Here is a 25,432-nt window from a genome sequence, read left to right on the forward strand (position 1 = left end):
CGGTTGGATGCCGCTCATCAGGCCCGGCGGTTCACCGAGACATCGTGGAGCGCGAACCACTCGAGTTGCCGCAGCACGAGCGGCGCGAGCGCTCGCACCCGCCAGCATCCAGCCAGAACCGACGGCGAGGATCCCGTCGTGCCGTCGGCGCCGGCCGCCTCGATACCGAACGGCGTCGTGCGGTCTGCAAGGAGCGGCTCGGCATGCGAGAGCGCCGCTGGATACCACGTGCCGCCGCCGTGACTCCACTCGACCGCGAACGCATCCTCCTCGGCGGGAACGAGTGCCGTCAGCGTCATGTCGGTCACGCGCGCAGGCACCGGGAGAGCCTGGCCGAGCCATTCGCCGCGCTCGAGACGGACGCCGGACGCACCGTCGTCGGCACCGTCGTCGAACGCCCGCTCCGGCCGGGTCACGCCACCCGAGGCGATGGTCGTGGCTCGCGAGGACAGATCTCGGTGCCACGGCACCACGTCGACTTCCGCCGCCCGCCAGATCTGCGCGTCATGCGACGCGTCCTCGCGAAACCAGAGATCGAGCTCGCGGTCCCCGGTGAGCGCGTCGATGGCGAGCACCGGCCGCTCGAGCGGTGCTCCGTCGAGCTGGGCGACGGAGAGGAATCGGGCGCCTGGGGTGGCCCGATGCGCTCGCACCCGCAGTGTTCCGCCCCCATGCCTCCGCACGGTCACGTCGTCGAGCAACGGCGAACCGATGCGCAGCTCGCCCGAGCCGAGCTCGAGCGGGTAGAGGCCGAGCGCCGCCCAGAGCCACCACGCGCTCATCTCGCCGTTGTCTTCGTCGCCGGGATATCCCTGGCCGATGTGGCCCCCGGCGAAGAGCCGCCCGGCGAGGCCGTGCACGAGGGGCGCGGCTTGCCACGGACGATCACTGTGCAGATACATGAACGGGATGTGGTGCGCAGGCTGATTCGACAGCGCACACATGCCCGACCGCTGGGCACGCGCCTCGCGCTGCTCGTGGATGACGGTGCCATAGGAGCCGCCGAGCTCAGGTCGGGCGGTCTCGGGCTCGGCGAAGAGCCGGTCGAGGTGGGCCGCAAGCCCGGCCGGACCGCCATAGAGGGCGGCGAGCCCGGCGCCGTCGTGCACGGGTGCGACCGACATGCCCCACGCGTTGGTCTCGACGTAGTCGCCGCCCCAGACACGAGGATCGAGCGCGGTCGCCGCGAACGCCCCACGCTCGTCCCGGCCGCGGAAGAAGCGTGAGCGGGGCTCGAAGAGCTGACGATACGACCGGGAACGGTTGGCGAAGTACCGTGCGTAGGCCCGGTACCGGGCGCACGCATCCGGTCCCTCCTGCCTCGCCTCGGCCGCCTGCGTGCCGAGCTGTGCCGCGAGACGCGCGAGGCCGGCATCGCTGATCGCGTTCTCGAGGCTCCATGACATGCCTTCGCGCACCTCGCTCGCGACGTAGCCCGTGAACCGCGCCCGATCGATGCCCTTTCGCCCGGCATACGGATGCAGGCTCGGCTCGCATGCGTTCTTCCACCCGCTCTCGAACGCAAGCACCGCCGGGAAACCGCCGACGCCCCAGCGCGCGGCATCCGCGAAGATCTGGTCGCTCGAAGTGCCGACCATGCTGTCGACGTAACCCGGTGCGCTCCATCGCGCCATGAAGCCGCCTTGGCGGTACTGCTCGAGCTGCCCGTCGAGCAACTCGCCCGCGAGCGCCGGATCGAGCAGGTGCAGCGCCGGCCATGCGGTGCGGTAGGTATCCCAGTATCCGTTGTTCACCGCGAGACGACCGGGGACCACCGGGGCGCCGGTGTATGACTCGCCGTGCGGTCGCGCCTCGGCGAAGACGTCGGCGAAGAGCCAGTCCTGCTCGTCGGCCGTGCCGGCGTTCTCCCCCGCATGGCTCGGGTAGAGGTGCAGGCGGTAGAGGTTGCCGACGAGGGTGGCGAGGAGCTGTTCGTGCGCGAGACCGCGCCTGGCACACTCCTCACGAGGCGGCGTCGGCACGGTCACCTGGCCGAGCAGGTCGTTCCATGCCGCGTGCGCGTCTTCGCGCAGGCGCTCGAAGCTCGTCGAAGCCGGGGCCTCGAGCTCGAGCGAATGCCTGGCCTGCTCGATGGAAATGAACGAGGTCGCGATGCGCACTTCGAGCGCGCCGATCGCCGTGAGCGCGCCGGCGACCCGGCCACGGCCGGCGTCGTGGAGGGTCTCGGCATCGACGACCGGCTCGATGCTCGCTCCGGAGAAATACATGCGCGGTGCATTTCCCCAGTGCGGATCGCCCTCGGGAACCCAGCCGGAGAGCCGCACCCGACCGTCGTCGCCGTGTTCCATCCGCAACCGCCCGCGATCGTCGAGCTGGTCGAGCACGAAGCCGAGCCGACAGCCCTGATCGTCTGAGCGCACGCGGAAGGCCGCGGCGTGGTCGCTCACCGTCACCTCGAGCTGCAGTCCGCCGTCGAGCTCCGCGGCAAAGCGGTGCGGTCGCGCGACCTCGGTGCCCCGGCGGATCCACCGACGCCGCGCGTGCCGATCCGACCGCGGCTCCCCCGCGAACGGCATGAGCTGCAGCACGCCACGGTCGCCGATCCACGGGCTCGGCTGGTGCGAGAACTGCACCGCTTCAAGGCGTCGCCCGGCTTCGTCGTCGTGCAGCGACGGACGATACGGCCAGCGAGGGTTCGCAGCATCCGTCGCCGGGATCACGAGATTGAACCCATGCGGCCATGCCACAGCCGGCACCGTGTTGCCACGGGAGAACCGGTCGCCCGAGTGGCTTCCGCGCCGGGTGTCCACCCGTTCGGCCGGCGTCGGATCGTCCGGCTGGCGGCGGTCGACGAGACGTACTTCGAGGAACCCCCTCGCCGAGCGGCCGACGCGGTCGCCCGCCGCCGCCAGAGCTCGAAGCGGGCCGGCGCCGAGCACGGCTTCCACCGTCGCGATGCGCCGGCCCGCCCAGGCGGCCAACGACACCGTGTCGGCGTTCCACTGCTCGGGCATGCTCCAGCGGGCGTCGAACTGGGCGGTTGCGGAGACCTCGAACCCGTACCGGTCGAGTGGGGCGAGGGCTGGGGCTCCGACTCCGCCGGGACCGGTCTCGAGTCGCGTGCCGTCATCGAACCGTACGTCGACGCACACCGCGAGCGACGCATACGGTGCGTTGACGGCGACCGGGTCATCCGCGTAGAACGCCCAGTGCAGCTCGGTGAGCGGCGTCACCGCGCCCGCGAGCGCTACCGGAAGCTGCACCCGCTGCTCTCCGAGGGCAGGATCGAAGCGGTACGCGAACACCTCACCGCCGAGGACGCCGGCGCGTGGGCGTGACGACGGCGGGTCGGCCGGCCCGGCGGCTCGACGGACGGTCGCCACCCTCATCCCTTCACCGCGCCTTCCTGCACACCCTTGAAGAAGAAGCGCTGCGTGATCGAGAACATGACCACGAGCGGAATCAGGGCGATCATTGTGCCGGCCGCGATGAGCCGCGGGTCGGCCTGGAAGTTGCCGTTGAGGTAGGCCATGCCGACGGTCAGAGTGTACTTGGCCGGGTCGCTCAGCACGATGAGCGGCCAGAGGAAGTCATCCCACGCGCCGATGAAGGCGAAGATCGCGACGACGCTCACCATGCCGCGCACGTTCGGCCACACGATGTGCCGGATCCGCTGCCACGTCGTGGCCCCGTCGACGGTGGCGGCATCGAGCATCTCGCTCGGGACGGACCGGCATGCCGTGGCGACGAGCAGCACGTTCATGGCGCTGATCGCGCCGGGCAGGAAAACGCCCAACAGGCTGTCGGCGAGTCCGAGATTGCGGATCGTGAGGAACTGGCTCGTGACGGTGACCTCGCCGGGCAGCAGCAGTGTCGAGAGCAGGATCACCAGCACGATGCGCTTCCCGCGGAATCGCATGCAGCCGATCGCGTATCCCGCGAAGGTCGCGAGCACGGTGTTGCTGAGCACGGTGCCGAGCGCGACGAGCAAGGAGTGGAACGCGTAGAGATAGACCGGGATGAAGTCGGTGACCCGTACATAGTTCGATAACGTCGGGTCGGTCGGGATGAGGTTCGGCGGGAAGGTGTATATGTCGTCACCCGGCCCTTTGAACGAGGTCGAGAGCTGCCACACGAGCGGACCGACGACGAGCACGGTCATGCCGAGCAACAGCGCATAGCGACCGATCAGGCCGCCGAGCGTCGGCCGCGAGAAGTCACCCGACCCGCGACGACGGAAGGGCAGCGGCCGAGGGATGCGGCGCGGCGCGAGTGTCCCGGTGGCCGTCGAGGCGTCATCGGCGTTCGATGGTGCCTGCCGGGTGACGGTCGCTCTCATGCCATGGCCTTCTTCTCGCGGTTCATCCAAGCGATCGCGACGAGCGGAAGCACGGCGATGAGGAAGAGCGCGACACTCAGCGCCGACGCGTAGCCGACGTTGCCGTTCAGCCCCTGGCCCACCTGCCGAATGAGCATGACGATCGAGAGGTCTTGGCCACCGGGACCGCCGGTGCCGTTGGAGAGGACCTGCAGTTCTGTGAACACACGCATCGCCGCGACGGCGACGAGCGCCGAGATGAGCAGCATGGCGCCGCGGACGCCCGGGACGGTCACCGAGATGAAGCGACGGAACGCTCCGGCACCGTCGAGCATCGCCGCTTCGTGCAACTCCCGCCCAACATTGCCGAGCGCTGCGAGGTACACGACCATGTAGTACCCGAGCCCCTTCCACACGGTGAGGAGGATCGCGCAGGCGAGCAGCCACCAGCGGTCGACGAGAAAGGCGACCGGCTTGTCGAGGAGGCCGAACGCCTGCAGCGTCTGGTTGACCACGCCTCGGCTGTCGAACATCCACGTCCAGATGAGGGCGACGACGACCACGGAGGCGATCACCGGGAAATAGAACGTCGTGCGAAAAAGGCTGATGCCGGGAATCACCTTCTCTACGAGGAGCGCGAGCAGCAGGGGCAGGATCGTCAGGAGCGGAACGCACACGATGACGTAGATGACGCTCGTCGTCATTGCGTAGCCGAACAGTTCGTCGCCGAACATCTTCACGTAGTTGTCGAACCCGATGAAATCGCCCGGGCGCAGAGGCCGGGAGTCGGTGAAGCTCAGGAGGATCGTGTTGAGAAACGGCCAGAGGCCGAACACCAGCACCCAGACCACAGCGGGCGCCACGAGAAACCAGGGTGTATACCACTTGTGCGATCTCATGTTCGCCTTCCTGGGTCGGGTGCTGGTGTCACGATCATCGCATCGGATCAGTATCGGATCAGTACTCGACGAGGTTGTCGTTCGCGTACCCGACGATCTTGTCGAGCGCTTCCTTCGGGTCCAGCTCGCCCTTCAGCGCGAGCGCGAGCTGCTGGTCCATGTACGTCTTCATCGCGCCGGTCCACTGGAACGGCGTAAGGATGCGAGCCGTCTTCATAGATTCAGACACGATCTCCATCGCCTCCTTCTGCAGCGGGTCGGTGACGGACTCGCTGAGCGACGCGGCATCCGCGCTGCCGTCGACCGTGCCGGGCATGAAGCCGAGGGCGAGCTGGGCGAAGGCGACCTGGTTCTCGGTGTTCGTGAGGTACGTCGCGAACGCGAGCGCGGCCGGCTTGTTCTTCGAGTCGTTCGACACCGAGACGCCCTGCACGAACAGCGGCGCAGCGCCGATGCGGGGCGAGGCGATCACGCTCTCTCGGATCGTCGGCGCATCGCGCTGCAGGTCACCCGCGAAGCCCGAACCGGCGGTCGTGTACGCGACCTTGCCCTGCTTGAACATGTCGGCGTTGCCACCGTAGTCGCCCGTGAGCGCCTCGGCCGGGATGGCGCCGGCCTGGTATGCGGCGGCGAAGTCGCCCACGATCGCCGCCGCCCTATCGGTGTTGAACACGAACCGGCCGTCGTTGTCGATGATCTCGACATCGCTGGAGGCGAAGAGATCGATGGTCGGCATCGACGAGAGCAGCGGCATCTGACCGCCGGATGCCTCGCCGACCTGCTCGGCCAGGGCGATGAGCTTTTCGTTCGTGGTGGGCAGGGCGGCGGTGTCGACGCCGTACTGCGTGAGCGCGGCACCGTTCCACCAGTTCAGGTCGGTGCCGAGGTACCACGGCAACCCGTAGACGCCCTCGATGCCGGGGTAGGAGTACGAGGCCCAGGCGCCCGGCACGTAGACCTTCTCGAGAGAGTCGTCCGCGGCGGCCAGGTCGACGAGCTTGCCTGCGGCCACGAGCGGGTAGGCGATGTCGGGCGGCAGGTTCACGACGTCGGGCAGGCTGTTGGAGTTCGCCTGGCTCAGCACCTTGTCCTGGTACCCGTCGCCGGGCTGATCGAGCCAGTCGACGGTGACCTTCGGGTGTTCCTTCTCGAACGCGGCGATGAGGTCTTCGAAGTAGGGGGTGAACTTCTCGTTCTTCAGCGACCAGCTCTGGAACTTGATGGTGCCGCTGAGTTCGCCGCTCGTGTCGATGGATCCGGCGCCGTCGGCGCCGCTCGGGCCAGAGCAGCCGGTGAATGCGAGCGCTCCGGCAGCGAGCATAGCCGCTGCCGTCGCGAGACGAGTCGAGAGTTTCATAGAGCTTCTTCCTTGAACCAATGTCGAAACCGTCACGCGACCGCGTTCCGGGCCTTGCACGAGAGTTTTACTACAGCGCTTTAGTCGAATACAAGCATCACGTCCGGCTGTTGTCAATCATGCGATTCGACACGGGATGCATGACTCCACCGCATCACACCGCGAATCAGCGCGGCGGCGCGGTCGACTCCCGCTGCACGATAGCGGCCTCGACGGGTGGCTGCTCGACCGGCTCGTGCGCGAGCAACTGGAGCATCTCGGCCGCGGCGATCTTGCCGAGCGTGACGGCGTCGCGGTTGAGGGCGGTGAGGGTGGGATGCAGCACCTGACAGGTCGTCGAGTCCTCCCACGAGACGAGCGACACGTCGGCCGGCACCGCCACGCCGAGTTCGGCGAGCGTGCTCATGCCGGCGATCGCCATGACCTCGCTGTCGTAGACGAGTGCGGTCGGGGGCTCGGGTGAGGCGAGCAACCGCTTCGTCGCGTCCTTGGCGATGGCCGGGTCGAAGTTCCCCGCGAGCGTGTGACCCCACACCCCGTTGTCGATGCAGAACTCCGCGAACGCGTCCATGCGCTGTTGAATGTGCCAGAAGCTCTGATCGCCGGTCACATAGGCGATGCGCCGGTGGCCGAGCGCGAACAGGTGTTCGACGATGAGCCGCATGGACCCACCATTGTCGACATGCACGCTGCGCACCGTCTCGGTCTCCACCTCGCCGCCGACGACGATCGTCGGATACTCGAGACCGGCAAGCGCCCGCACACGGGGGTCGTCGACCCGCGGATCGAGCACGAGAACGCCGTCGACCCTCCCGTCGGCGATCCAGTTCTCGTGAATCGAGATCTCGGAGGCGATGTCGGCGGCCATCTGCAACTGTAGCGAGTAGCCGCGCTGGCTCAGCACCGATTGCACCCCCGCGATGAACTTCGCGAAGAATATCTCCTCACCGATCACCTCCTCGGGGCGGGAGAGCACGAGCCCGATCGTCTCGGCGTTCTTGCCCATGAGCGTCTGTGCGGCGTGGCTCGGGCGCCAATGCAGCTCGTTCGCCACGTCGAGGATGCGGGCCCGGGTGGCGTCGGAGACGCCGCGCTTGCCGTTGACGGCGAAAGAGACGGCTCCGCTCGTCACCCCGGCCCGTTCAGCGATGTCGGCGATCGTTACCCGCTTGCGCTTGCGCGGCTCCACCGCGCCGGCATCCTCACGCACCGTCATCGCGTCCTCTTCACTCGATAGCTTGAACTCTCACTCTAGTGTTGCGCCTGATGGGGCAGATATGGTTGATTTACTCAAGCGCTACAGCAATCGGGGGGGGGCACTCCGTCGGCGCCGCAGGGCTCGGCGCCGCGAGACAAGACACAGGCAAGGCTGCAGATGAGATTCGGCGTCAACTACACGCCTCGGGTGGGCTGGTTCCACCACTGGCTCGATTTCTCAGAGACGGAGGTCGCCCGGGATTTCGACACCATCGCAGAACTCGGCGTCGACCACGTGCGGGTCTTTCCCCTCTGGCCACTCTTCCAGCCGAACCGCGCCCTCATCCGCCCGACCGCTATCGGCGATCTCGAGCGGATGCTCGAGATCGCCGGCGAACGGGGCATCGACGTCGTCGTCGACGGATTGCAAGGCCACCTCTCGGGCTTCGACTTCCTGCCGGCGTGGCTCACGAGCTGGCAGCGACGAAACCTCTTCGTCGACCCGGTCGTCGTCGACGGGGCCGCAGAGTACCTGCGTACGATCGCTGCGGCCTGCGCGCCGCACGAGAACTTCATCGGCATGACGGTCGGCAACGAGATCAACCAGTTCACGGGCACCGTGCACCCCGAGCCCTATCCGGCAACAAGCTCCGAGATCGGGCACTGGCTCGAGACCATGATCGCGGCGTGCCGCGAGGGCGCCCCCGATGCGATGGCGGTGCATGCCTGCTACGACGCGACCTGGTACGACGACACCCAGCCTTTCACGCCTGCACACGCGGCGCAGCTCGGCGACGCCACCGTCGTGCACTCCTGGGTCTTCAACGGGACCGCCCAGCGCTACGGCGCCGACTCGTTCGAGACGCGGGCGCACGCGCGCTACCTCATCGAGATCGCACGCGCGTTCCAGTCCGAGCCAGGCCGGCCCGTGTGGGCGCAGGAGCTCGGGGCGCCCCGCAACGTGCTGCCCGAGGCATCCGTGACGCCTTTCATCGAGCACACCGTCGCGCAGCTCGCCGAGGCGCCAGGACTCTACGGCATCACGTGGTGGTGCTCGCACGACGTGAGTCGATCGCTCGCCGACTTTCCCGAGCTCGAGTACGACCTGGGTCTCATCGACGAGCAGGGCGCGATAAAACCCGAGGGCCGCGTGCTGCGATCGGCTATCGGCGAAGCCCGCGCTCGGGTGGCGAACGCCAGGGATGCCACGCCCAGCCCTCCCCGTTCCTTGCGTCTCGACCTCGGCGAGGTGGGCGGACGGGCGGGCCTCGCACCCGGCGGCGCGTTCTGGCTGCGATACATGGAGGAGGCGCGGATGCACGGGCATCCGCTGGTCGAGCTCGCGAGCTGAACCCGCCGCCGCCTCGCATCCGCTTGACTAGTCCTGCTCGCACCGACACGGGAGACATGATGCACGAGAACCAGACCCTGACCATCGGACGCGCCCTCCGCGTGCTCGAGGAGCGCTTGCGCCCGGCGGTCCATTCGCGGCCGCACCGGCTCCAGCTCGCAAGCCACGTCGTCGGCGGCGAGCCGATCCCCGTCACCGAGGGACTCGCGGCGGACTACGAGCCGATCGGGATCGGCGCCTGGTGGGGCAGAGCATGGGACACCACCTGGCTGCGCATCACCGGCACGATTCCCGCCGAGTTCGCCGGGCGACGCGTCGAGATCGTCGCCGACCTCGGCTTCGACGTGAACATGCCGGGATTCCAAGCCGAGGGGCTCGTCTACCTTCGCGATTCGACGCCGGTGCGCTCCCTGAACCCGAGGGCACAGTGGATCCCCGTCACCCGCGAAGCCGCGGGCGGCGAGGCGATCGAGTACTTCATCGAAGCGGCATCGAACCCGGTGCTGCTCGACTATCACCCCTTTCTGCCGACCGAACAGGGTGACTGGTCGACGTCGAGCGAGGAGTGCCTCTACCGCATCCGCCGCGTCGATGTGTGCATCTTCGAGGAGGAGGTGTTCGAGCTCGTGCACGACATAGAGGTCCTGCTCCAGCTCGCGCAGCAACTGCCGGCCGACTCGACGCGACGCGCCCGGATCCTCCGCGCGCTCGACGAATCGCTGAACCGAGTCGACTTGCAGAACGTCTCCGGCACGGCCGTCGCAGCTCGGGACGAGCTCCGCGAGGTGCTCGCGAGCCCGGCAGAGGCGAGCGCACACCGACTCACGGCCGTCGGGCATGCCCACATCGACTCGGCCTGGCTGTGGCCGCTGCGCGAGACCGTGCGCAAGGTCGCCCGCACTTCCAGCTCGATGACGGCCCTGCTCGACGAGGACGACGAGTTCGTCTACGCGATGTCGAGCGCCCAGCAGTACGACTGGCTGAAGCGAGCGCGACCCGAGGTCTACGCGCGGGTCAAGGACGCCGTCGCTGCGGGGCGGTTCGTGCCGATCGGCGGCATGTGGGTCGAACCCGATGCGGTTCTGCCCTCTGGCGAGTCGTTCATCAGGCAGATCAGTTACGGCCAGCGGTTCTTCCGCGAGGAGTTCGGGATCGAATGCCGCGGAGCCTGGTTGCCCGATAGTTTCGGGTATTCGGGGTCGCTCCCCCAGCTCCTCGCCGGCTCGGGTTTCGACTGGTTTCTCACCCAGAAGATCTCCTGGAACCAGGTGAACCGCTTCCCGCACCATTCCTTCCTCTGGGAGGGCATCGACGGTAGTCGCATCTTCACCCACTTCCCGCCGATGGACACCTATAACGCACAGCTCTCCGGAGAGGAGGTTGCCCGAGCGGCACGCCAGTTCAAAGAGAAGGCCGTGGCCTCCTCCTCGCTCGCGCCGACCGGCTGGGGCGACGGCGGCGGCGGCACGACACGAGAGATGCTCGCACGCGGCAAGCGTATGGCCGATCTCGAGGGCAGCGCTCGCGTCGTGTTCGAATCCCCCGACGCCTTCTTCGACCGTGCGATGGCCGAGCTGCCCAGCCCCGACGTGTGGCGCGGAGAGCTCTACCTCGAGTTGCACCGCGGCACTTTCACGACCCAGCACAAGACCAAGCAGGGAAATCGGCGCAGCGAGCAACTGCTCGCCGAGGCCGAGCTCTGGGGTTCTGCCGCCGCCGTGCGGGCCGGCTACGAGTTCCCGCACGACGAGATCGACGAGCTCTGGCGCGAGGTGCTCCTGCTTCAGTTTCACGACATCCTGCCCGGCACGTCGATCGCCTGGGTGCACCGCGAGGCCGAAGAGCGCTACGCCGAGATCGCACGGCGGACCGAGGCGATCATCGCCGAGGCGCTCGCCACACTCGGCGTCATACTCGATGCCACCGATGGTTCGGCCGTGACCGCGGCGGACAGTTCGGCGAACGCCTCTGCGCGGGCCGTGCTCGTGAACGCCGCTCCAGTGGCATGGAACGGTGCGCCCGCCTCATCCGCCATCCTCGCACCAGTGGCGATCGGCGCCGCGGCCGCGCGTCGCGAGGGCGATCGTTTCGTGCTCGAGAGCGGGCAGGTGCGCATCACCGTCGACACGAACGGACACGTGCTGAGCGCGCTCGACCTCGCCAGCGGGCGTGAGGCCATTCCAGCCGGCGGACGTGGCAACCTGTTGCAATTGCATCAGGACTTCCCGAACATGTGGGACGCGTGGGATGTCGACGCCCACTACCTCGGGATGCGTGAAGACCTCGACAGCGGTGCGCACGTCGAGCTCGACGACCACACGATCGTCGTGCGCCTCGCGTTCGGCGAATCCAGCATCGAGCAGCGGCTCTTCCTCGACGACGACGGTCGCACTCTGCTCATCGACAACACGGTCGAATGGGCCGAGACCGAGAAGTTCCTGAAGCTCGCGTTCCCTGTCGATGTCTTCGCCGACCACGCCGTCGCAGAGACGCAATTCGGCGTCCACAGCCGCACGACGCACACGAACACCTCGTGGGAGGACGCCCGGTTCGAGACACAGGCGCAGCGTTGGTTCCTCGTCGAGGAGCCGGGCTTCGGCGTCGCGTTCCTCAACGACTCGAGTCACGGCTTCGACGTCTCGCGGGTCGAGTCCGACGGCCTCGTCACGCAGCTCGCCCGGTTCTCCATGCTGCGGGCCCCGAAGTTTCCCGAACCCCGCACCGACCACGGTACGCAGACGATGCGGTTCGGCGTGCTCGTCGGCGCCGACGTGGCGAGCGCCACCGAGGCCGGTTGGCGGTTGAACATGCCCGCTCGGACCGGCCACGGCACCCCGATCGCGCCACTCGTGTCGAGCGAGAACCCGGCCGTCATCGTCAGCGCGGTCAAGCTTGCCGACGATCGCTCGGGCGACCTCATCGTGCGGGTGTACGAGTCGAGAGGCGGACGTGGGCGCGCCGTGCTGCGGCTCGACGTCCCCGGCCTGCGGAGTGCCTCTCACACCGATCTCCTCGAGCGGGCGCGCGAGGAGGCGGCACCCCTCGCGCTCCAGCAGGACGACGGAGCCTATTCGATCGAGCTCACGCTGCGCCCCTTCGAGGTTGCGACCGTGCGGCTGTCACGCTGACCCGACACAACTCTCCTCCAGGCAGAGGGGTCTTGCCGTTCGGTCAAGCCGTATCGCCGCAACGGCGTCTGGGATTTTAGGCCGTAGCGGATGCTTGAGAAGCGAAGTGCGCCACAGCTGAATGACATTGATACCGAGCAGAAGAGGAACCCCAGGGGTGTCGTCCCCGGCGTGCAACGGCTAGCCTTTTTGCGTGGGGTCTGCAGAGAATGACCTCGGTGAGGCGGTGGATCACATGGGATCGAACAGTCGGACCGGAATCGTGCGCGATGGACCGTGGGGTTTCATATTCTTGTTGGCGTATGTCGGAGCGGCCATCTACTTCATCTCCGTGTCGAACGGTTCGTTCTGGGGTGTTGTGCTCGGGCTGCTCCAAGCGATCGTCTGGCCGGTGTACGTCGTCTACCACGTGCTGATGATGATCGGCGCATGATCCGCACGCAGCCTTAGCTGCTCCCAGCCGACCGCGCATCCGTCGGCGACCCTGCGGCTGTCGCACTGAGCCAGCGCGTGGATGCGGCTCAGCCGGCAGGTGCAGGCTGGCAGACCGCTGCGGCCTTCAGTGCAGCATTTGTCTGCTCGACAGACCAGGGCAGCTCGATGACGGGGGCCGTCCGACCGGAAACCGCCGGCGCCTTCGACGCGATCGAGGCCAGCTGCAGCGCAACCGTCTGAGCGAATTCGTCCCCGGCCGTCGAGTTGTTCAGCATGACGACGACGGTCAGGCCACTCTCGGGGTCGCTGAGCATGGTCGAGATGAAACCGGGGATCTCGCCGTCGTGACCCCGCAGCGGTCCGAGCTGCAGAGCACCCAGACCGTACCTCTGCCATGACGGGGCATCTCCGCCAAGCCCGACGGTCGACCACTGCGCCTTCGCCGACTCCTCCGACAGCAGACTGCCGGTCGCCAACGACTGCACCCAGATCTTGAGGTCCTCGATCGTCGAGACGGCGCCACCGGCGACCCAGCCCATCGAGTTCGAGAGTTGCGTCTCGTCGAGGATCCTGGAACAGTCGCGCGTGCCGTCTGGGTTGACCGCCGCCGCATAGCCGTGCGGGTGAGCGCCAGGCATGTCCATGTCGGTCGGGTCGGGGAAGCTCGTGTCGGACATGTCCAGCGGATCGAAGATGTACTGCTTGTAGAGGCTCTTCCAGTCCTTGCCCGTCGCAGCCTGCAAGGCCATGCCGAGCCCGGCGAATCCCGTGTTCGAATACGACCAGGCTTTGCCGGGCGCCGCGATCCTCGGTGAGGCGAGCCCGTTCGAGAGCAGCTCCATCGGCGACCACTCCCGCTCCGGGTTGTTGACGAACTGCGCTCCGAGCTGAGCGAAGTAGTCGGCGAGTCCCGAGGTGTTCTGGCAAAGATGGCCGAGCGTGATGCCGTCGAGACCGGCAAGCCGAGGCAGGTGCTTCGATACGAGATCGCTCAATGCGACGACGCCTTCGTCCGCGAGTCTGAGCAGTACGGTGCAGGTCATCGATTTGGTGTTCGACGCGATACGGAAGCGCATGTCGGGACTGAGCGGCGCCGAGCCGTCGAGGGTCGTCGTTCCTGGAGACACGACCCACTCACCGGCCCATGGCGCCCAGACGCCGGCGATGGCGCCGGATGCGCCGGCGAGCTCCATCGCTTCGGCGAGCGTCGCGTCCAGACGGTCCGACACCTCCGGCGGAAGCGGCACATCGGCCTGCGGGGGAGGACCGGGCGCGGCCGCGCTCCGCATGGTACAGGCCGAGACTCCCAGCATGGCGACGACGACGAGTGCGAAAGACGCGATCCTTCGGATGCCTTTCGGCAATTTCCCCATCACAAACTCAAGAACGTTCCTCATTGGCCCCCCAATGACTGGAATTCTAGCCCGCGAACAACAGTGAAAGCCGGTTCCAGCACATCGAGCGGCCATACCGTGACCAATCTGTTTCCCCGGTGACCCGAACCCCTCCCAGCACGGCGACCACCGCGCTACTCATCAAGGAGGAACCAGAAATGCCCACTCCCCCAACCGGCTGCCTGAAACCAGCTTCGGCGCGGTCTCTGTCCTCGTCGACCTGCTGGGTTCGCCGCCGACACCGAACTGACCGGCAATAGCAGCCTCGGCGGAGCGCTCATCCACCGGAGGATCGCATCCACCGTGTCGGCCGACCTGGCGATCGTCCTGCTCGGAGTCGGCTCGTCCAGGCTGGGCCTCGCGATGCTCAGCGCCGGACGGATCGTCACAACGAGGGCAGCCCTGGCGGCGCGCTCGCTCCGATCGTCGGATGGGTGGTCGCCGCGACGGCCGTCGGCACGACGCACCTTGCGGTTGCCCCCGTTGCCGGGATGACCACGTTCGCCCTAGCTCTCACGCAGAAAACGACGAACGTTCTCGTCGACGATGATGTCGCTCGGGCGCAGCGGGCGCGCGAGATACAGTCCATCCAGGCTCGTCAGCCGGCTCAAGGCGACGTATGTCTGACCGGGGCTGAAAGCCCGGCCGCCGAGATCCACGATTGCCGTGTCGTAGCTCGCGCCCTGAGACTTGTGGATGGTGACAGCCCAGGCCAGCCGCAACGGGAACTGGGTGAACTCCGCCACGACGTCTTTCACGAGCCTCTTCGTGACAGGGTTGTAGCTGTACTTGAACTTCTCCCAGGTGGCCGGCTCCACCTCATGCTCCTCGCCGTCGATGTCTACGCACACGGTGCCGGTGAGGCGGGTGACGGTGCCGATCGTGCCGTTCACCCAGCGCGACCCTCCGTCTGTCGGACTGTCGTTGCGCAGGAACATGACCTGAGCGCCGATCTTGAGCTCGAGTTTCATGTCGGCAGGGTAACTGCGTCCGCCGAAGTCGCCGAGCACCTCGGCTTCGGCCGTCCGCGTCGTTCCCGCGAGGCGGTGCAGCGCCGTCGCGTTGATGCGGTTGACCGCATCGTTGCGCGTCGCGAGCGTGATCGCGCCCTCCTCCGGCAGTGGCCGGCGCGCACCCGCCGCATTGAGCAGCCCGGCGATCTCCGCACTCACCCGGCCATGCCGCACGGCATTGAGCATGGCCTTGAACTCGTTGTCGTGCTGACGGTGGATCTCGGTGAGCTCGAAGATCCGCAAACCGGCGTCATGCCACACCTTCGCGTCGAAGAACCACATGGAGCGGTAGTTGTCGGCGTAATAGGCGCGCTCGTCGGCGTCGCCCGGCACGGGGGAGAGTTGGTACGGGTCGCCGAAGAGCACCAGCTGGACGCCGCCGAAGGGATCGTTCGGCTTCTGCCTGGCCTGCCTCAGACTGCGGTCCATCGCATCCATGAGGTCGGCGCTCACCATGCTGACCTCGTCGATCACGAGCGTATCGATCGTGTTGAGCAGTTTGCGCGTCTGGTCGTTCTGTTCGAGTTCGTGGTCGGCGATGAGACCGATCGGCAGGCGAAAGAGCGAGTGGATGGTCTGACCGCCGACGTTGAGCGCCGCGACGCCGGTGGGCGCGGCGATCACGATCTGCTTGCTCGTGTTCCAGTTGAGGTGGTTGAGCAGCGTCGACTTGCCCGTTCCGGCACGACCGGTCACGAAGACATGGTCCCGGGTGCCTTCGATCGCCTCGAAGACGGCAGATTGCTCGGGCGACAGGGCGATCTGCGACACGGTGGCACTTTCTGGGCGACGGTAGGTGCTCCCACTGTAGCCGCGGAGGGCGGATGCCGCAGCATCCGCCCTCCGATGACTCCGGGTCGCGCACACCGACACTCCCACCGTTCTCCGAGTCGCGGGCACCGTAAGATATGGGAGTGAGCACGGGGCCGGGTGACAAGCGCGAACAGGCGGTAGAGACCTCGATCGTGCCAACCTCTTTGCCCTCGACGAGCCCGCAGGGCATCACCGTTCCCGTGCAGATCGTCTCCGATCGAGAACTCGGGATCGGTCGTAGCGGCGCGCACGCGGCCGAAGCGGCGACCGCTCCCCCGGATGCCGGTATGCCTATGGCGCCCCCGCCCCCGCCCCCGCCCGTTGGCCCGCCCCTCATGATCGCGCCCATCGCGCTCTGGAGCGGCCTGGTGATTCTGCTCGTCGTCGCTTTGGTCGCCGGGATCGGCGCGCTCAGCCGCGACATCTTCAGCGCCTCCGGGTTCGTCCACCAATATCTGAGCGCGCTCGCCCGCAACGATGCCGAAGCCGCGCTGGCCTTCCCCGGGGTAGAACTCGACGAAACCAAGCTCCAGGCGGCCGGTCTGCCTTCGAATGCGGCATCCGTCCTGCTTCGCGACTCGGTGCTGAACGCTCCGCGCGAGGTGCGGCTCGTCGGAGAGACCGAGAAGGAGCCTGGGGTGCACGCCGTGAGCTTCGAGTACGAGCTGGGCGGGCAGAAGCTGACGAGCGAGTTCACGGTCGAGCACACGGGTAGCTGGTTCGGGATCTTCGACAATTGGCGGTTCGCGAGCAGCCCGCTCGCCGTGATCTCGGTCTCCGTGTTGCACGACGCCGTCTTCACCGTGAACGGGCTCACCCTCGACACTCGGGCGCATGCGCCCGAGAATCAGGCGCCGAGCTTCTCGAACAGCGCGTCCTACCTCGCGTTCACCCCTAGCCTCTATGAGTTCAGTCACGATTCGAGGCTTCTCCATGCGAGTCCGACGGTGGTTCCGGTGACAACAGGAGGTGCGCGGGAGGTCTCGGTCGACGTGCAGCCGAGCGCCGCGTTCGTGAGCGATGTACAGAACGAGCTCAACGGCTACCTCGACAAATGCGTCACGCAGCAGGTGCTGCAGCCGGCCGGATGCCCGTTCGGCATCACCATCGACGACCGGGTAGTCGGCCTTCCGAGCTGGTCGATGCTGGAGTATCCCATCGTTACGCTCACCGGAGGCAAGACGGCCTTCGAGATGCCACCGACGTCTGGAACCGTCCATGTGGTCGTCGAGGTGCAGTCGCTCTTCGATGGCGAGATGTCGACGGTCGACGAGGACAAGCCCTTCGAGATCGCCCTGGCCGTCGTCATCCGCCCGAACGGCTCGCTCGCGATCGAGCTGCACTGAGCCTGACTTCGCACGAGGATCCGGCTCCTCAGCGTCGCGCGACGGCCTGCTCGTCGTGTTCTGCGATCCTGGCCAGACGCGCGTTGTACTCGGCGAGCTCGGCCTCGCCGGTGCGGTCGGCGTTCCGGTCGCGCCGCTTGGTCTCCTTGGCGTCCGAACGACTCCACTGGATCGCCACCGTGATGGCGAGCGCGACGGTCGGGATCTCGCCGATGCTCCAGGCGATACCACCGCCCAGCTGCTGATCCACGAGTGCGGTCGGCCCCCAGGGCCGACCCATGGCGCCGTACCAGTCCGCGAGTAGCAGCCCCGTTCCACTCATGATCGCGAGTCCGAAGAAGGCGTGGAAAGCCATCGTACCGAGCAGCAGCAGGAGCCGGAAGGGGTATGGCAGCCGGTACGGCACCGGGTCGATGCCGATGAGGGACTGCACGAAGAGGTAGCCCGTGATGAGGAAATGCACCGTCATCCACTCGTGGCCGAGGTGGTCGGTCGTCGCCCAGCTGAACAGCGAGGTGTAATAGAACACCCAGAGCGAGCCGGCGAAGAGCACAGCGGCCACGACGGGATTCGCGATGACGCCGGCGAACTTCGAGTGCACGACCAGCAGGATCCACTCACGAGGACCACGACTTCCGTCCTTGCGCGGCTTGATCGCGCGCATCGCGAGCGTGATCGGCGCACCGGGCACGAGCAGCACGGGAACGGCCATCGTGAGCACCATGTGCGCCATCATGTGCACGCTGAACAAGTAGGTGCCGTAGACGTAGACCCCACCGCTCGTGATGTAGAACAGCACGACCATCCCGAGCACCCAGAGCACTGTGCGGTAGACAGGCCAGGCGTCGCCGCGCTTGCGCAGTCGCCACACGCCCGCGAGATAGAAGAAGACGCCGAACACACAGACGAGCAGCCAGAGCAGATCGATGCTCCACTCCGTGAAGTACCGCGAGAAGTCGAGTTCCGGCGGCAGCCGCTCGCCCGTCAGAAACTCCGCAGGCGTCCTCGTGCCGCTGACCACTTGTTTGACGGGGGTCGCCGTGCGCCCGAGAGCCGCGGCGACACCGGTGGCTACGCCCATGAAGCCGAGCTCAGCGACGACGAGCCCCCAGAACCAGACCGAGACAGATGCCCCCGGCCGCGTCAGCCGCTCTATGAAGTAGCGCCGCTGCACAGCGCCGAAGCAGCCGAGTGCGACGAGAGCGGCGACTTTGACGAGCACGAGCACGCCGTACGGGGTGAGGAGGGCGTCGAATGTTCCCAGGCGGAGTGCCGCGCTCACGTAGCCGGAGACCGCGACGACGACGAAGCAGAGGAGTGCGACCGTGGAGTAGCGTGCGAGCACGGGAACGAGTCGCCGCGCGCCGAGCTGGCGGCGCAGCAACACGATCGTGACGAGGCCGCCGAGCCAGGCGGCCGCGAAGATCAGATGCAGGCCGAGCGCGATGATGGCCGCGTTGTGACCCGCAGTTCCGGCCGCGTGGCCCTGTTGCGCCATCGGAACGAGGGCGGCGACCGCCAGCACGGTGACGAAGACGAGCACGGTCTGGTTGCGGACGGCGAAGCAGAGCACCGTGACGGCGGCACCGATGAGCGTCGTCGCGAGCCAGGCCTGGCCGAGTTCGATCTGGGTAAGGAATTGGCTGAGCGACGCCCCGAACCGGTCGTCGAAGCTCGGGGTCGCGTTCGTGACCGAGAGGTAGGTGAGGAATCCGGTGGCCGCCGCGGCGACCGTGAAGATCGCGGCGAAGGCTGCGGCGATGTCGAGAGCGACGTTGAATTCGTCCTCGTCGGGGCTGAGAGCGAAGCAGGCGAGCACGAGCGCGCCGATCATGCCAGCTGCGCCGAGGTTCACGAGCAGCTTCGCGACCGGCAGGCCCCAGCGCACGACCGCACCCGGATCCTCGAGCAGTTGCGGGCTGGCTCCACCACCATAGTCGAGCCCCACGACGAGGGACACCACGGCGACTACGAGGAGGACGGCGGGGCCGAGGATGCGGGTGTAGCGGAGCACTCAGCAAGCCTAACCGTCCGTAGACCGAGCGCTCCCCTCGCGAGACCATTCCAACGAGTGTGGCCGTTTCCGACGAGATCGCCCGGTGTACCAGGCACGCTCGACGGAAAAGGCCACGCTCGACACGCGTCGCGGAACGACACACGGGATGCCGCCAAAAGGCGACATCCCGTGTGAAAGAGGTCGGAAGACCGAAGTGGTCGGGACCCTGCGGTCCGGACTACTTGGCGGCAGCCTTGAGCTTGCTTCCAGCGCTGACCTTGACCGAATAGCCGGCCTTGATCTGGATGGTCTCGCCGGTCTGCGGGTTGCGGCCGGTGCGAGCCGCACGGTGGGTACGCTCGACGGCGAGCCATCCAGGGATCGAAACCTTGGTGCCTGCAGCAACCGATTCGGCGAGGGCCTCGAAGAGACCGCCGAGAACGGTGTCAACGGTGGCCTGGCTCTGGTTGGTCGCAGCAGCAACCTTGGCAACGAGCTCGGTCTTGTTAAGCGACTTGTCAGCCATTGAGTGTCCTCCTCGGACCTTCATCTGTAGAGAGTTACAGCAATCGAATTGGAGGGGAGGAGGCTTGACGAGCCGTTCCCCGTGGTCGGTTGACCGCCTCGAATGTAACAGAGATCCCCGGAATTACGGGGATTTCTACGCCTTTCGCGCACATTCTCCCGGCATGTTCGCTTCAGGCTGAGCCGTTTCGGCCGTCGCGACCACGGGCAACCACTCCCCGACGAGCCCAAGCCAGCGACGAAAAGAGGGTGCCGGCCGAAGCCGACACCCTCTCGTGGCCTATACGCCCGCAGCTACCAGCTGGACTTGGTGATGCCGGGCAGCTCGCCCTTATGAGCCATGTCACGGAAGCGAACACGGCTGATGCCGAACTTGCTGAGCACACCGCGGGGACGGCCGTCGATGGCGTCACGGCTGCGCAGACGCACGGGCGACGCGTTGCGGGGAAGCTTCTGCAGGCCGACGCGCGCGGCCTCGCGGGACTCGTCGGTTCCATTCGGGTCCACGAGAGCCTTCTTCAGCTCGAGACGCTTCGCAGCGTAACGGTCGACAACAGCCTGACGCTGCTGGTTGCGGGCGATCTTGCTCTTCTTGGCCATGTGTTAGCGCTCCTCGCGGAAGTCGACGTGCTTGCGCACTACGGGATCGTACTTCTTGAGCACGAGACGGTCGGGGTCGTTGCGGCGGTTCTTGCGGGTCACATAGGTGTATCCGGTGCCCGCCGTCGAACGAAGCTTGATGATGGGACGGACATCCTGCTGCTTTGCCATTAGATCTTCTCCCCACGGGCGAGCAGGTCCTTGACGACCGACTCGATGCCACGAGCATCGATGACCTTGATGCCCTTGGCGCTCAAGGTCAGAGTGACATTACGACGCAGCGACGGCACGTAATAGGTCTTCTTCTGCACATTCGGGTCGAAGCGGCGCTTCGTGCGACGGTGCGAGTGCGAAATGTTGTGTCCGAAGCCGGGAACGGCTCCGGTCACCTGGCAGGTTGCTGCCATGGTTGTCCTCCAATACCGAAGGGCGACTGCCCTTCCCAAGATCCCTTGTCGGCACGCTCCATTCCCGACGTTGCAAGAACCGGGATGTGCGCGCGATCCGAGCGGGAGAGACCCGCTCAGCCAAAGAGCGATTCTATGCGATTCCGGGCGTGTGGCGCAAGCTGGCGGCCCGGTGCCGCCGCGAGGGAATGGTCAGCGGTCGGAGTGGTCGGCAGCCCTGGATGCAAGACTGTTCTCATCTCACGCGGATGCCGCACCGGCTGCCAGCAGCGCAGAGCAGCTCGCGCACAGCCCGAAGACGTCGACGACGTGGGCAGCCTGAGTGAAGCCGTGCTCGGCGGCGACGCTCTTGGCCCAGGTCTCGACCTCGGTAGCCGAGATCTCGACGGTGAGTCCGCAGTTGCGGCAGATCAGGTGGTGGTGGTGGCCGTCGCTGCTGCAGGCGCGGTAGAGACTCTCGCCATCCGGCGATTGCAGCGAGTCCGCTTCGCCCTGCCCGGCGAGGTCGGCGAGCGCACGGTAAACAGTCGCCAAGCCGATCGGCGAGCCTGTCGCGTGCAGGCTCGCGTGGAGCGCCTGCGCGCTGATGAAGCCCCCGGTCGAGTCGAGTGCCCCTCGCACGGCTTCGCGTTGCCAGGTGTTGCGTTTCACCCCCCTAGGTTAGCTCGCCTGACTCACGAGTCGCCGCGAACCCCGTCGAGTCCCTGTCCTTCGCACCCCGACGAGCCGACAGACCACGTAGATCGCGAACGAGATGGTCGTCACATATGGGCTGATCGGCAGGGAACTGCCGAGCGCGAGCATGATGCCGCCCACCACCGAGGCCAGCGCGAAGGCCACGCTGAGCAGCGGGACGACCAACGGCGACGATGAGACGCGCATCGCGGCGGCGGCGGGCGTGACCAGCAACGAGAGCACGAGCAGTGCCCCTACGATCTGAATGGAGACCGCCACCGCCAGCCCGAGCAGGATCATGAACGCCAGCGCCAGAAAACGCACCGGCACGCCGCGCGAGGCGGCCACATCCGCGTCCAGGCTGTCGAACGCCAGCGGCCGCCAGATCAGCAGGAGCCCGAGCAGCACGATCGCGCTGATGGCGATGAGCCAGCCGAGTTGTGGGTCATCGACGGAGACGATCTGTCCGGTGAGCAACCCGAACTTGTTTGCACTGCGACCGGGGTAGAGCGCGAGGAACAGGATTCCGAGACCGAGGCCGAAGGGCATCAGCACGGCGATGATCGAATTGCGGTCGCGTGCCCGCGCACCGAGCAGGCCGATGAGGACAGCGGCGGTGAGCGAGCCGGCGAGGGAACCGAGAACGACGTTCGCACCGAACAGTAGAGCGGCAGCGGCCCCGGCGAAGGAGAGCTCGCTGATGCCGTGCACGGCGAACGCCATATCCCGCTGCATCACGAACACGCCGATGAGTCCGCCCACGATGCCGAGCACGGCGCCGGCGATGATCGAGTTCTTCACGAGCACGAGCAACTCGCCATAGTTGGAGAAGTTGAACAGCTGCTGCCAGAGGTCGGGGGATTCGGCGAGGTGGACGATCATTCGACCGGCTCCGGATGGCGCTCACGGCTGTGCTCGTGGTGAGCATGGGTCTCCGCGTCAGGAATGCCCACCACGACGATGCGGCCTCGGGTGCGGATGACGTCGACAGACGTTCCGTAGAGAGCGGAGAGCACCTCACTGCGAAGCACCTCGTCGGGCGTGCCCTCGCGGAAGCGTCCGCCGGCGAGGTAGAGCACCCTGTCGACCATCCCGAGTACGGGGTTCACGTCGTGGGTGACGAATATCACGGCGCTGCCGTGCTCGCGCCTACGTCGGTCGATCAGCTCGCTCACCCCGCGCTGGTGCTGCAGGTCGAGGGAGAGCAGCGGCTCGTCGCAGAGCAGCAACACCGGATCCCCGGCGAGCGCCTGCCCCACGCGCAGCCGCTGCTGTTCGCCGCCGGACAGACTGCCGACCGGAACATTCGCGTAGCGGCGAGCGCCGACGGCGTCGATCAGCTGCTCGACCTGCTTCTGGTCCCGGCTCGAGGGGATGGGCAGCCCCCAACGGTGACCGTTCACGCCGAGTGCTATCAGGTCGCGAGCGCGCATCGGCGTTCCCGCGGCGATGAGCTTCTGCTGCGGGATGTAGCCGAGTCGCCGGTCACCCCGCCGCACCGGGTGCCCGTCGAACTCGATGGTGCCAGAGTCGAGCGGTTGCTGGCCGAGGATGGTCCGGAGCAGGCTGGTCTTGCCCGAGCCGTTTGGTCCGAGAACCGCCACGAACTCGCCGGCGCGCACGTCCAGATTCAGGCCGCTCCACAGCGTGCGAGTGCCGAAGCCGAGATTCGCGTCTCGAAGCCGCAGAACCATAGGGCGCTCCGATGGTTTCGAGACGGGCTCATGCGGCCCGGCGTCGGTCATGCGCCGAGGGCTTTGGCCACGGCGTCGAGGGTGGCGCGCATCCAGCTGAGGTAGTCCTCGCCGTTCGGGAGCGTCTCGGTCACCGGCACGACCGGCACGCCCGCTCCCTCCGCTGCGGCGAGCACCTTCTCGGTTTCGGGACCGCTGGTCTGCTCGTTGTAGACGAGCAGCCTCACGCTGCCGCCGACGACGGCGTCGATGGTCTCCTGAAGCACGGCGGGGGAGACGTCTACGCCCTCTTCGACCGCTTGGCTGAACGCTTCTGGGGTCTTGTCGACCAGACCGACCCCCTCCAGCAGGTAAAGCGGAACCGGCTCGCTGACCGCTACGCCCTGTCCGTCATACTTAGTCTTGAGTTCGGCCTGACGGCTCTCCAGTTCGGCGAGCGTCTCTGAGAAGCCCTTACCATTCTTCTCGAAGGTCGAGGCCCCGGCAGGGTCGGCCTTCGACAGTGCCTCTACCAGTGCGTCCTTCAGCTTGCCTATCGAGGCGAAGTCGTACCAGACATGCTCGTTGACCCCGTCGGCCTTGCCCGAGATGTCGAACACGTTCAGCACCACGGCGTCCTCGTTGCCCGACGCGTCCAGCAGGGTTCCCATGAAGTCGTCGTAACCGCCGCCGTTCTCTATCACGATGTCGGCCTTCGACACGGCGAGCTGATTCTGAGCGTTGACCTCGAACGAGTGCGGGTCCTGCGCGGGGTTGCTCATGATCGAGGTCACCGCGATGTTGTCGCCCGCGATCGCAGAGACGATGTCGCCGTATACGTTGGTGCTGGCCACGACCGAGACCTTTGCGTCGTCCGACGCTCCGGCGGACGCGCCGGACCCGCCCGACGAACAGCCGGTGAGCGCGAGCGCAGCCGTCAGAGGAACAGCGAGGAGCGAGACGAAAGTTCGCGTCTTCATAAGCGTTGGCCTGCCTAAATCGATGGATGCGTTCCGGAGTTCGGGAGCCTTTCGACGCTAGTCCTTGTTGATAATGATTGTCAAAACAGCTCCTCTCGACGCAGCATCCGCCGGGGCATGTTGCTAAACCCCATCCGGTGTCTTACGCGACGCCGACTACCCTGGACTCGATCATCTGCGGGTTGAAGAACTCGTCGGTGCCGCCAACGAAGCAGCGTGCCGGTCGCACCTCACCGGACGAAGGGATAACGGATTCGATCACTAGAGTGTGCGACCTTCGTGCGCATGCATGAGGGGCTGATCCTGCAGACGACCGAAGTCTGGACGGACGTATCGCAGGAGGCGCCACCAGGCACACGTCCCACGACCGCGGGCGCGTTCTCGTCCGCCTGAGAGAGGCTGAGAGAGGCGAGGGTGCCGCTAGGACGCGTTGCTCAAGGCAGCGCTCATGCGGGCCGGACAGCCTCCCGAACAGTGTCTAGCAACACGCCCCAGGGGTGGACTCGGAATCGGAACTCTCTGTTCGCTCCAAGCCTCACATCGGTGGAGCCTGGCAGAGTGGAGCGAGTGGACACTCTCACCGACCGTCTCGTGCTGCGTCCGTTCACCATCGAGGAAGCGGAGCGGGTGCTCGCTGGAGTCCCCGGACCGGAAGATCGCTGGGAGGGTGGCTACCCCTTCGCCGACGAGCTCGACGTGGTGCGCATGTTCCTGCGCATCGTCGACGAGCAGGGCGATCCCGCTCCGTTCGGGCCCTACATCATCCGTCGGCGTGACGATACGGCGGCGATCGGCGGGATCGGATTCTTCGGCGCACCTGACTCCGACGGTGTCGTCGAGTTCGGCTACGGACTCGTGCCCGCCGCGCGCGGGAAGGGCTTCGCGACCGAAGCGGTGTGCGCGGCTCTCGTCCTCGCCTCGGAGAACGGAGCACTTCTCGCCCGGGCTGAGACCACGTCGGACAATCCGGCATCCCTGCGCGTGCTCGAGAAGGCCGGGATGTGCGAGGTGGGGCGCAGAGACGACACCGTCGTCTTCGAGGTGAGCCTGTCGGCTCCCTGCTCGGCGTGAGCATCCTGAAACCACGAGTCTCACGACATGGCCCTCAGCTCAGCCGATATCTACCGGCGTCTCAGCGCCGGCGCACAACGCCATCTCTGCGCCCTGACGGTCATCGACTCCCCGGTCTTCGCGCCACAGCAGATCGAATTCAGCCGTATTCCGCATCCGAGGCGTCGCAGATCTTCCGGATGATCGCCGAGGAACTCGGCTAGAGGTCTCCTTCATGGAGCGAACAGCGATCAACCTCTGGCTCCGCAATCCCGGCGTCGACGAAGAGGCCCACGTCCTCGCGCAAGCGCTCG

Annotated in this window: 21 protein-coding genes; 5 read left to right on the forward strand and 16 right to left on the reverse strand. The window is 66.8% G+C overall.

Features of this window, described 5'->3' with window-relative positions; genetic code table 11:
• Nucleotides 1-17 precede the first annotated feature (17 nt).
• The 5 genes from ACFQB0_RS08880 to ACFQB0_RS08900 form a co-directional block, all read right to left on the reverse strand.
• Nucleotides 18-3,350: a glycoside hydrolase domain-containing protein gene (locus ACFQB0_RS08880; RefSeq protein ID WP_386730332.1), complete on the reverse strand. Its 3,333-nt coding sequence runs from the start codon at nucleotides 3,348-3,350 to the stop codon at nucleotides 18-20.
• Entirely contained in the window at nucleotides 3,347-4,300 is a 954-nt protein-coding gene (locus tag ACFQB0_RS08885; RefSeq protein WP_386730334.1) for a carbohydrate ABC transporter permease, read from the reverse strand. The genes ACFQB0_RS08880 and ACFQB0_RS08885 overlap by 4 nt, the downstream gene beginning before the upstream one ends.
• A complete protein-coding gene (locus ACFQB0_RS08890; RefSeq protein WP_386730338.1) occupies nucleotides 4,297-5,178 on the reverse strand; it encodes a carbohydrate ABC transporter permease in 882 nt (293 codons plus the stop codon). The genes ACFQB0_RS08885 and ACFQB0_RS08890 overlap by 4 nt, the downstream gene beginning before the upstream one ends.
• 58 nt (nucleotides 5,179-5,236) lie before the next feature.
• A complete protein-coding gene (locus tag ACFQB0_RS08895; RefSeq protein WP_386730339.1) occupies nucleotides 5,237-6,535 on the reverse strand; it encodes an ABC transporter substrate-binding protein in 1,299 nt (432 codons plus the stop codon).
• A gap of 166 nt (nucleotides 6,536-6,701) precedes the next feature.
• Nucleotides 6,702-7,751 carry a LacI family DNA-binding transcriptional regulator gene (locus ACFQB0_RS08900; RefSeq protein ID WP_386730342.1) on the reverse strand — a complete coding sequence of 350 codons (1,050 nt, stop codon included), beginning with the start codon at nucleotides 7,749-7,751 and terminating at the stop codon, nucleotides 6,702-6,704.
• Between the two features lie 159 nt (nucleotides 7,752-7,910).
• On the opposite strand from ACFQB0_RS08900, the gene ACFQB0_RS08905 reads away from it, so the two are divergent.
• The 3 genes from ACFQB0_RS08905 to ACFQB0_RS08915 all read left to right on the forward strand — a co-directional run bounded on the left by ACFQB0_RS08905 (nucleotide 7,911) and on the right by ACFQB0_RS08915 (nucleotide 12,644).
• On the forward strand, nucleotides 7,911-9,083 hold the full coding sequence (locus ACFQB0_RS08905) for a glycoside hydrolase 5 family protein (RefSeq protein WP_386730345.1): 1,173 nt from the start codon (nucleotides 7,911-7,913) through the stop codon (nucleotides 9,081-9,083).
• A 56-nt stretch (nucleotides 9,084-9,139) separates the two neighbouring features.
• Nucleotides 9,140-12,211 carry an alpha-mannosidase gene (locus ACFQB0_RS08910; RefSeq protein WP_386730348.1) on the forward strand — a complete coding sequence of 1,024 codons (3,072 nt, stop codon included), beginning with the start codon at nucleotides 9,140-9,142 and terminating at the stop codon, nucleotides 12,209-12,211.
• A gap of 193 nt (nucleotides 12,212-12,404) precedes the next feature.
• Nucleotides 12,405-12,644 (forward strand): hypothetical protein, encoded by a 240-nt coding sequence (locus ACFQB0_RS08915; protein WP_386730350.1) that lies wholly within the window; start codon nucleotides 12,405-12,407, stop codon nucleotides 12,642-12,644.
• 88 nt (nucleotides 12,645-12,732) lie between these two features.
• Here the strand turns inward: ACFQB0_RS08915 and ACFQB0_RS08920 are convergent, their stop codons facing one another.
• Entirely contained in the window at nucleotides 12,733-14,019 is a 1,287-nt protein-coding gene (locus ACFQB0_RS08920) for a serine hydrolase domain-containing protein (protein ID WP_386730353.1), read from the reverse strand.
• A gap of 527 nt (nucleotides 14,020-14,546) precedes the next feature.
• Nucleotides 14,547-15,824 (reverse strand): ATP-dependent DNA helicase, encoded by a 1,278-nt coding sequence (locus ACFQB0_RS08925; RefSeq protein ID WP_386730356.1) that lies wholly within the window; start codon nucleotides 15,822-15,824, stop codon nucleotides 14,547-14,549.
• A gap of 143 nt (nucleotides 15,825-15,967) precedes the next feature.
• Between ACFQB0_RS08925 and ACFQB0_RS08930 the strand changes: the two genes are divergently transcribed.
• The gene (locus ACFQB0_RS08930; protein WP_386730359.1) at nucleotides 15,968-17,212 is read left to right on the forward strand and encodes a hypothetical protein; all 1,245 of its coding nucleotides are present in this window, start codon (nucleotides 15,968-15,970) and stop codon (nucleotides 17,210-17,212) included.
• 28 nt (nucleotides 17,213-17,240) lie between these two features.
• On the opposite strand, the gene ACFQB0_RS08935 is transcribed toward ACFQB0_RS08930, so the two are convergent.
• From ACFQB0_RS08935 to ACFQB0_RS08975, 9 genes are all read right to left on the reverse strand, one after another.
• The gene (locus ACFQB0_RS08935) at nucleotides 17,241-19,226 is read right to left on the reverse strand and encodes a cytochrome c oxidase assembly protein (RefSeq protein WP_386730361.1); all 1,986 of its coding nucleotides are present in this window, start codon (nucleotides 19,224-19,226) and stop codon (nucleotides 17,241-17,243) included.
• A 220-nt stretch (nucleotides 19,227-19,446) separates the two neighbouring features.
• A complete protein-coding gene (locus tag ACFQB0_RS08940; RefSeq protein ID WP_386730364.1) occupies nucleotides 19,447-19,734 on the reverse strand; it encodes an HU family DNA-binding protein in 288 nt (95 codons plus the stop codon).
• Nucleotides 19,735-20,027: 293 nt separating this feature from the next.
• Nucleotides 20,028-20,333: a 30S ribosomal protein S14 gene (gene rpsN, locus ACFQB0_RS08945; protein WP_386730367.1), complete on the reverse strand. Its 306-nt coding sequence runs from the start codon at nucleotides 20,331-20,333 to the stop codon at nucleotides 20,028-20,030.
• A gap of 3 nt (nucleotides 20,334-20,336) precedes the next feature.
• On the reverse strand, nucleotides 20,337-20,504 hold the full coding sequence (gene rpmG / locus ACFQB0_RS08950) for a 50S ribosomal protein L33 (RefSeq protein ID WP_018188987.1): 168 nt from the start codon (nucleotides 20,502-20,504) through the stop codon (nucleotides 20,337-20,339).
• A complete protein-coding gene (gene rpmB / locus ACFQB0_RS08955) occupies nucleotides 20,504-20,740 on the reverse strand; it encodes a 50S ribosomal protein L28 (protein WP_123044529.1) in 237 nt (78 codons plus the stop codon). Before rpmB ends, rpmG begins: the two co-directional genes overlap by 1 nt.
• 240 nt (nucleotides 20,741-20,980) lie before the next feature.
• Complete coding sequence (locus ACFQB0_RS08960) at nucleotides 20,981-21,391, reverse strand: Fur family transcriptional regulator (protein ID WP_386730370.1); 411 nt, start codon at nucleotides 21,389-21,391, stop codon at nucleotides 20,981-20,983.
• A 9-nt stretch (nucleotides 21,392-21,400) separates the two neighbouring features.
• Nucleotides 21,401-22,297 carry a metal ABC transporter permease gene (locus tag ACFQB0_RS08965; protein ID WP_386730373.1) on the reverse strand — a complete coding sequence of 299 codons (897 nt, stop codon included), beginning with the start codon at nucleotides 22,295-22,297 and terminating at the stop codon, nucleotides 21,401-21,403.
• Nucleotides 22,294-23,109, reverse strand: coding sequence for a metal ABC transporter ATP-binding protein (locus ACFQB0_RS08970; RefSeq protein WP_386730374.1), 816 nt, complete (start codon nucleotides 23,107-23,109; stop codon nucleotides 22,294-22,296). Before ACFQB0_RS08970 ends, ACFQB0_RS08965 begins: the two co-directional genes overlap by 4 nt.
• Nucleotides 23,110-23,156: 47 nt before the next feature.
• Complete coding sequence (locus ACFQB0_RS08975; RefSeq protein ID WP_386730377.1) at nucleotides 23,157-24,068, reverse strand: metal ABC transporter solute-binding protein, Zn/Mn family; 912 nt, start codon at nucleotides 24,066-24,068, stop codon at nucleotides 23,157-23,159.
• Between the two features lie 567 nt (nucleotides 24,069-24,635).
• Between ACFQB0_RS08975 and ACFQB0_RS08980 the strand changes: the two genes are divergently transcribed.
• Nucleotides 24,636-25,139 carry a GNAT family N-acetyltransferase gene (locus ACFQB0_RS08980; protein ID WP_386730379.1) on the forward strand — a complete coding sequence of 168 codons (504 nt, stop codon included), beginning with the start codon at nucleotides 24,636-24,638 and terminating at the stop codon, nucleotides 25,137-25,139.
• Nucleotides 25,140-25,432 lie beyond the last annotated feature (293 nt).

Origin of the sequence: Luethyella okanaganae (assembly GCF_042660285.1) — a bacterium.
In the GTDB taxonomy this organism is placed as follows: Bacteria; Actinomycetota; Actinomycetes; order Actinomycetales; family Microbacteriaceae; genus Luethyella; species Luethyella okanaganae.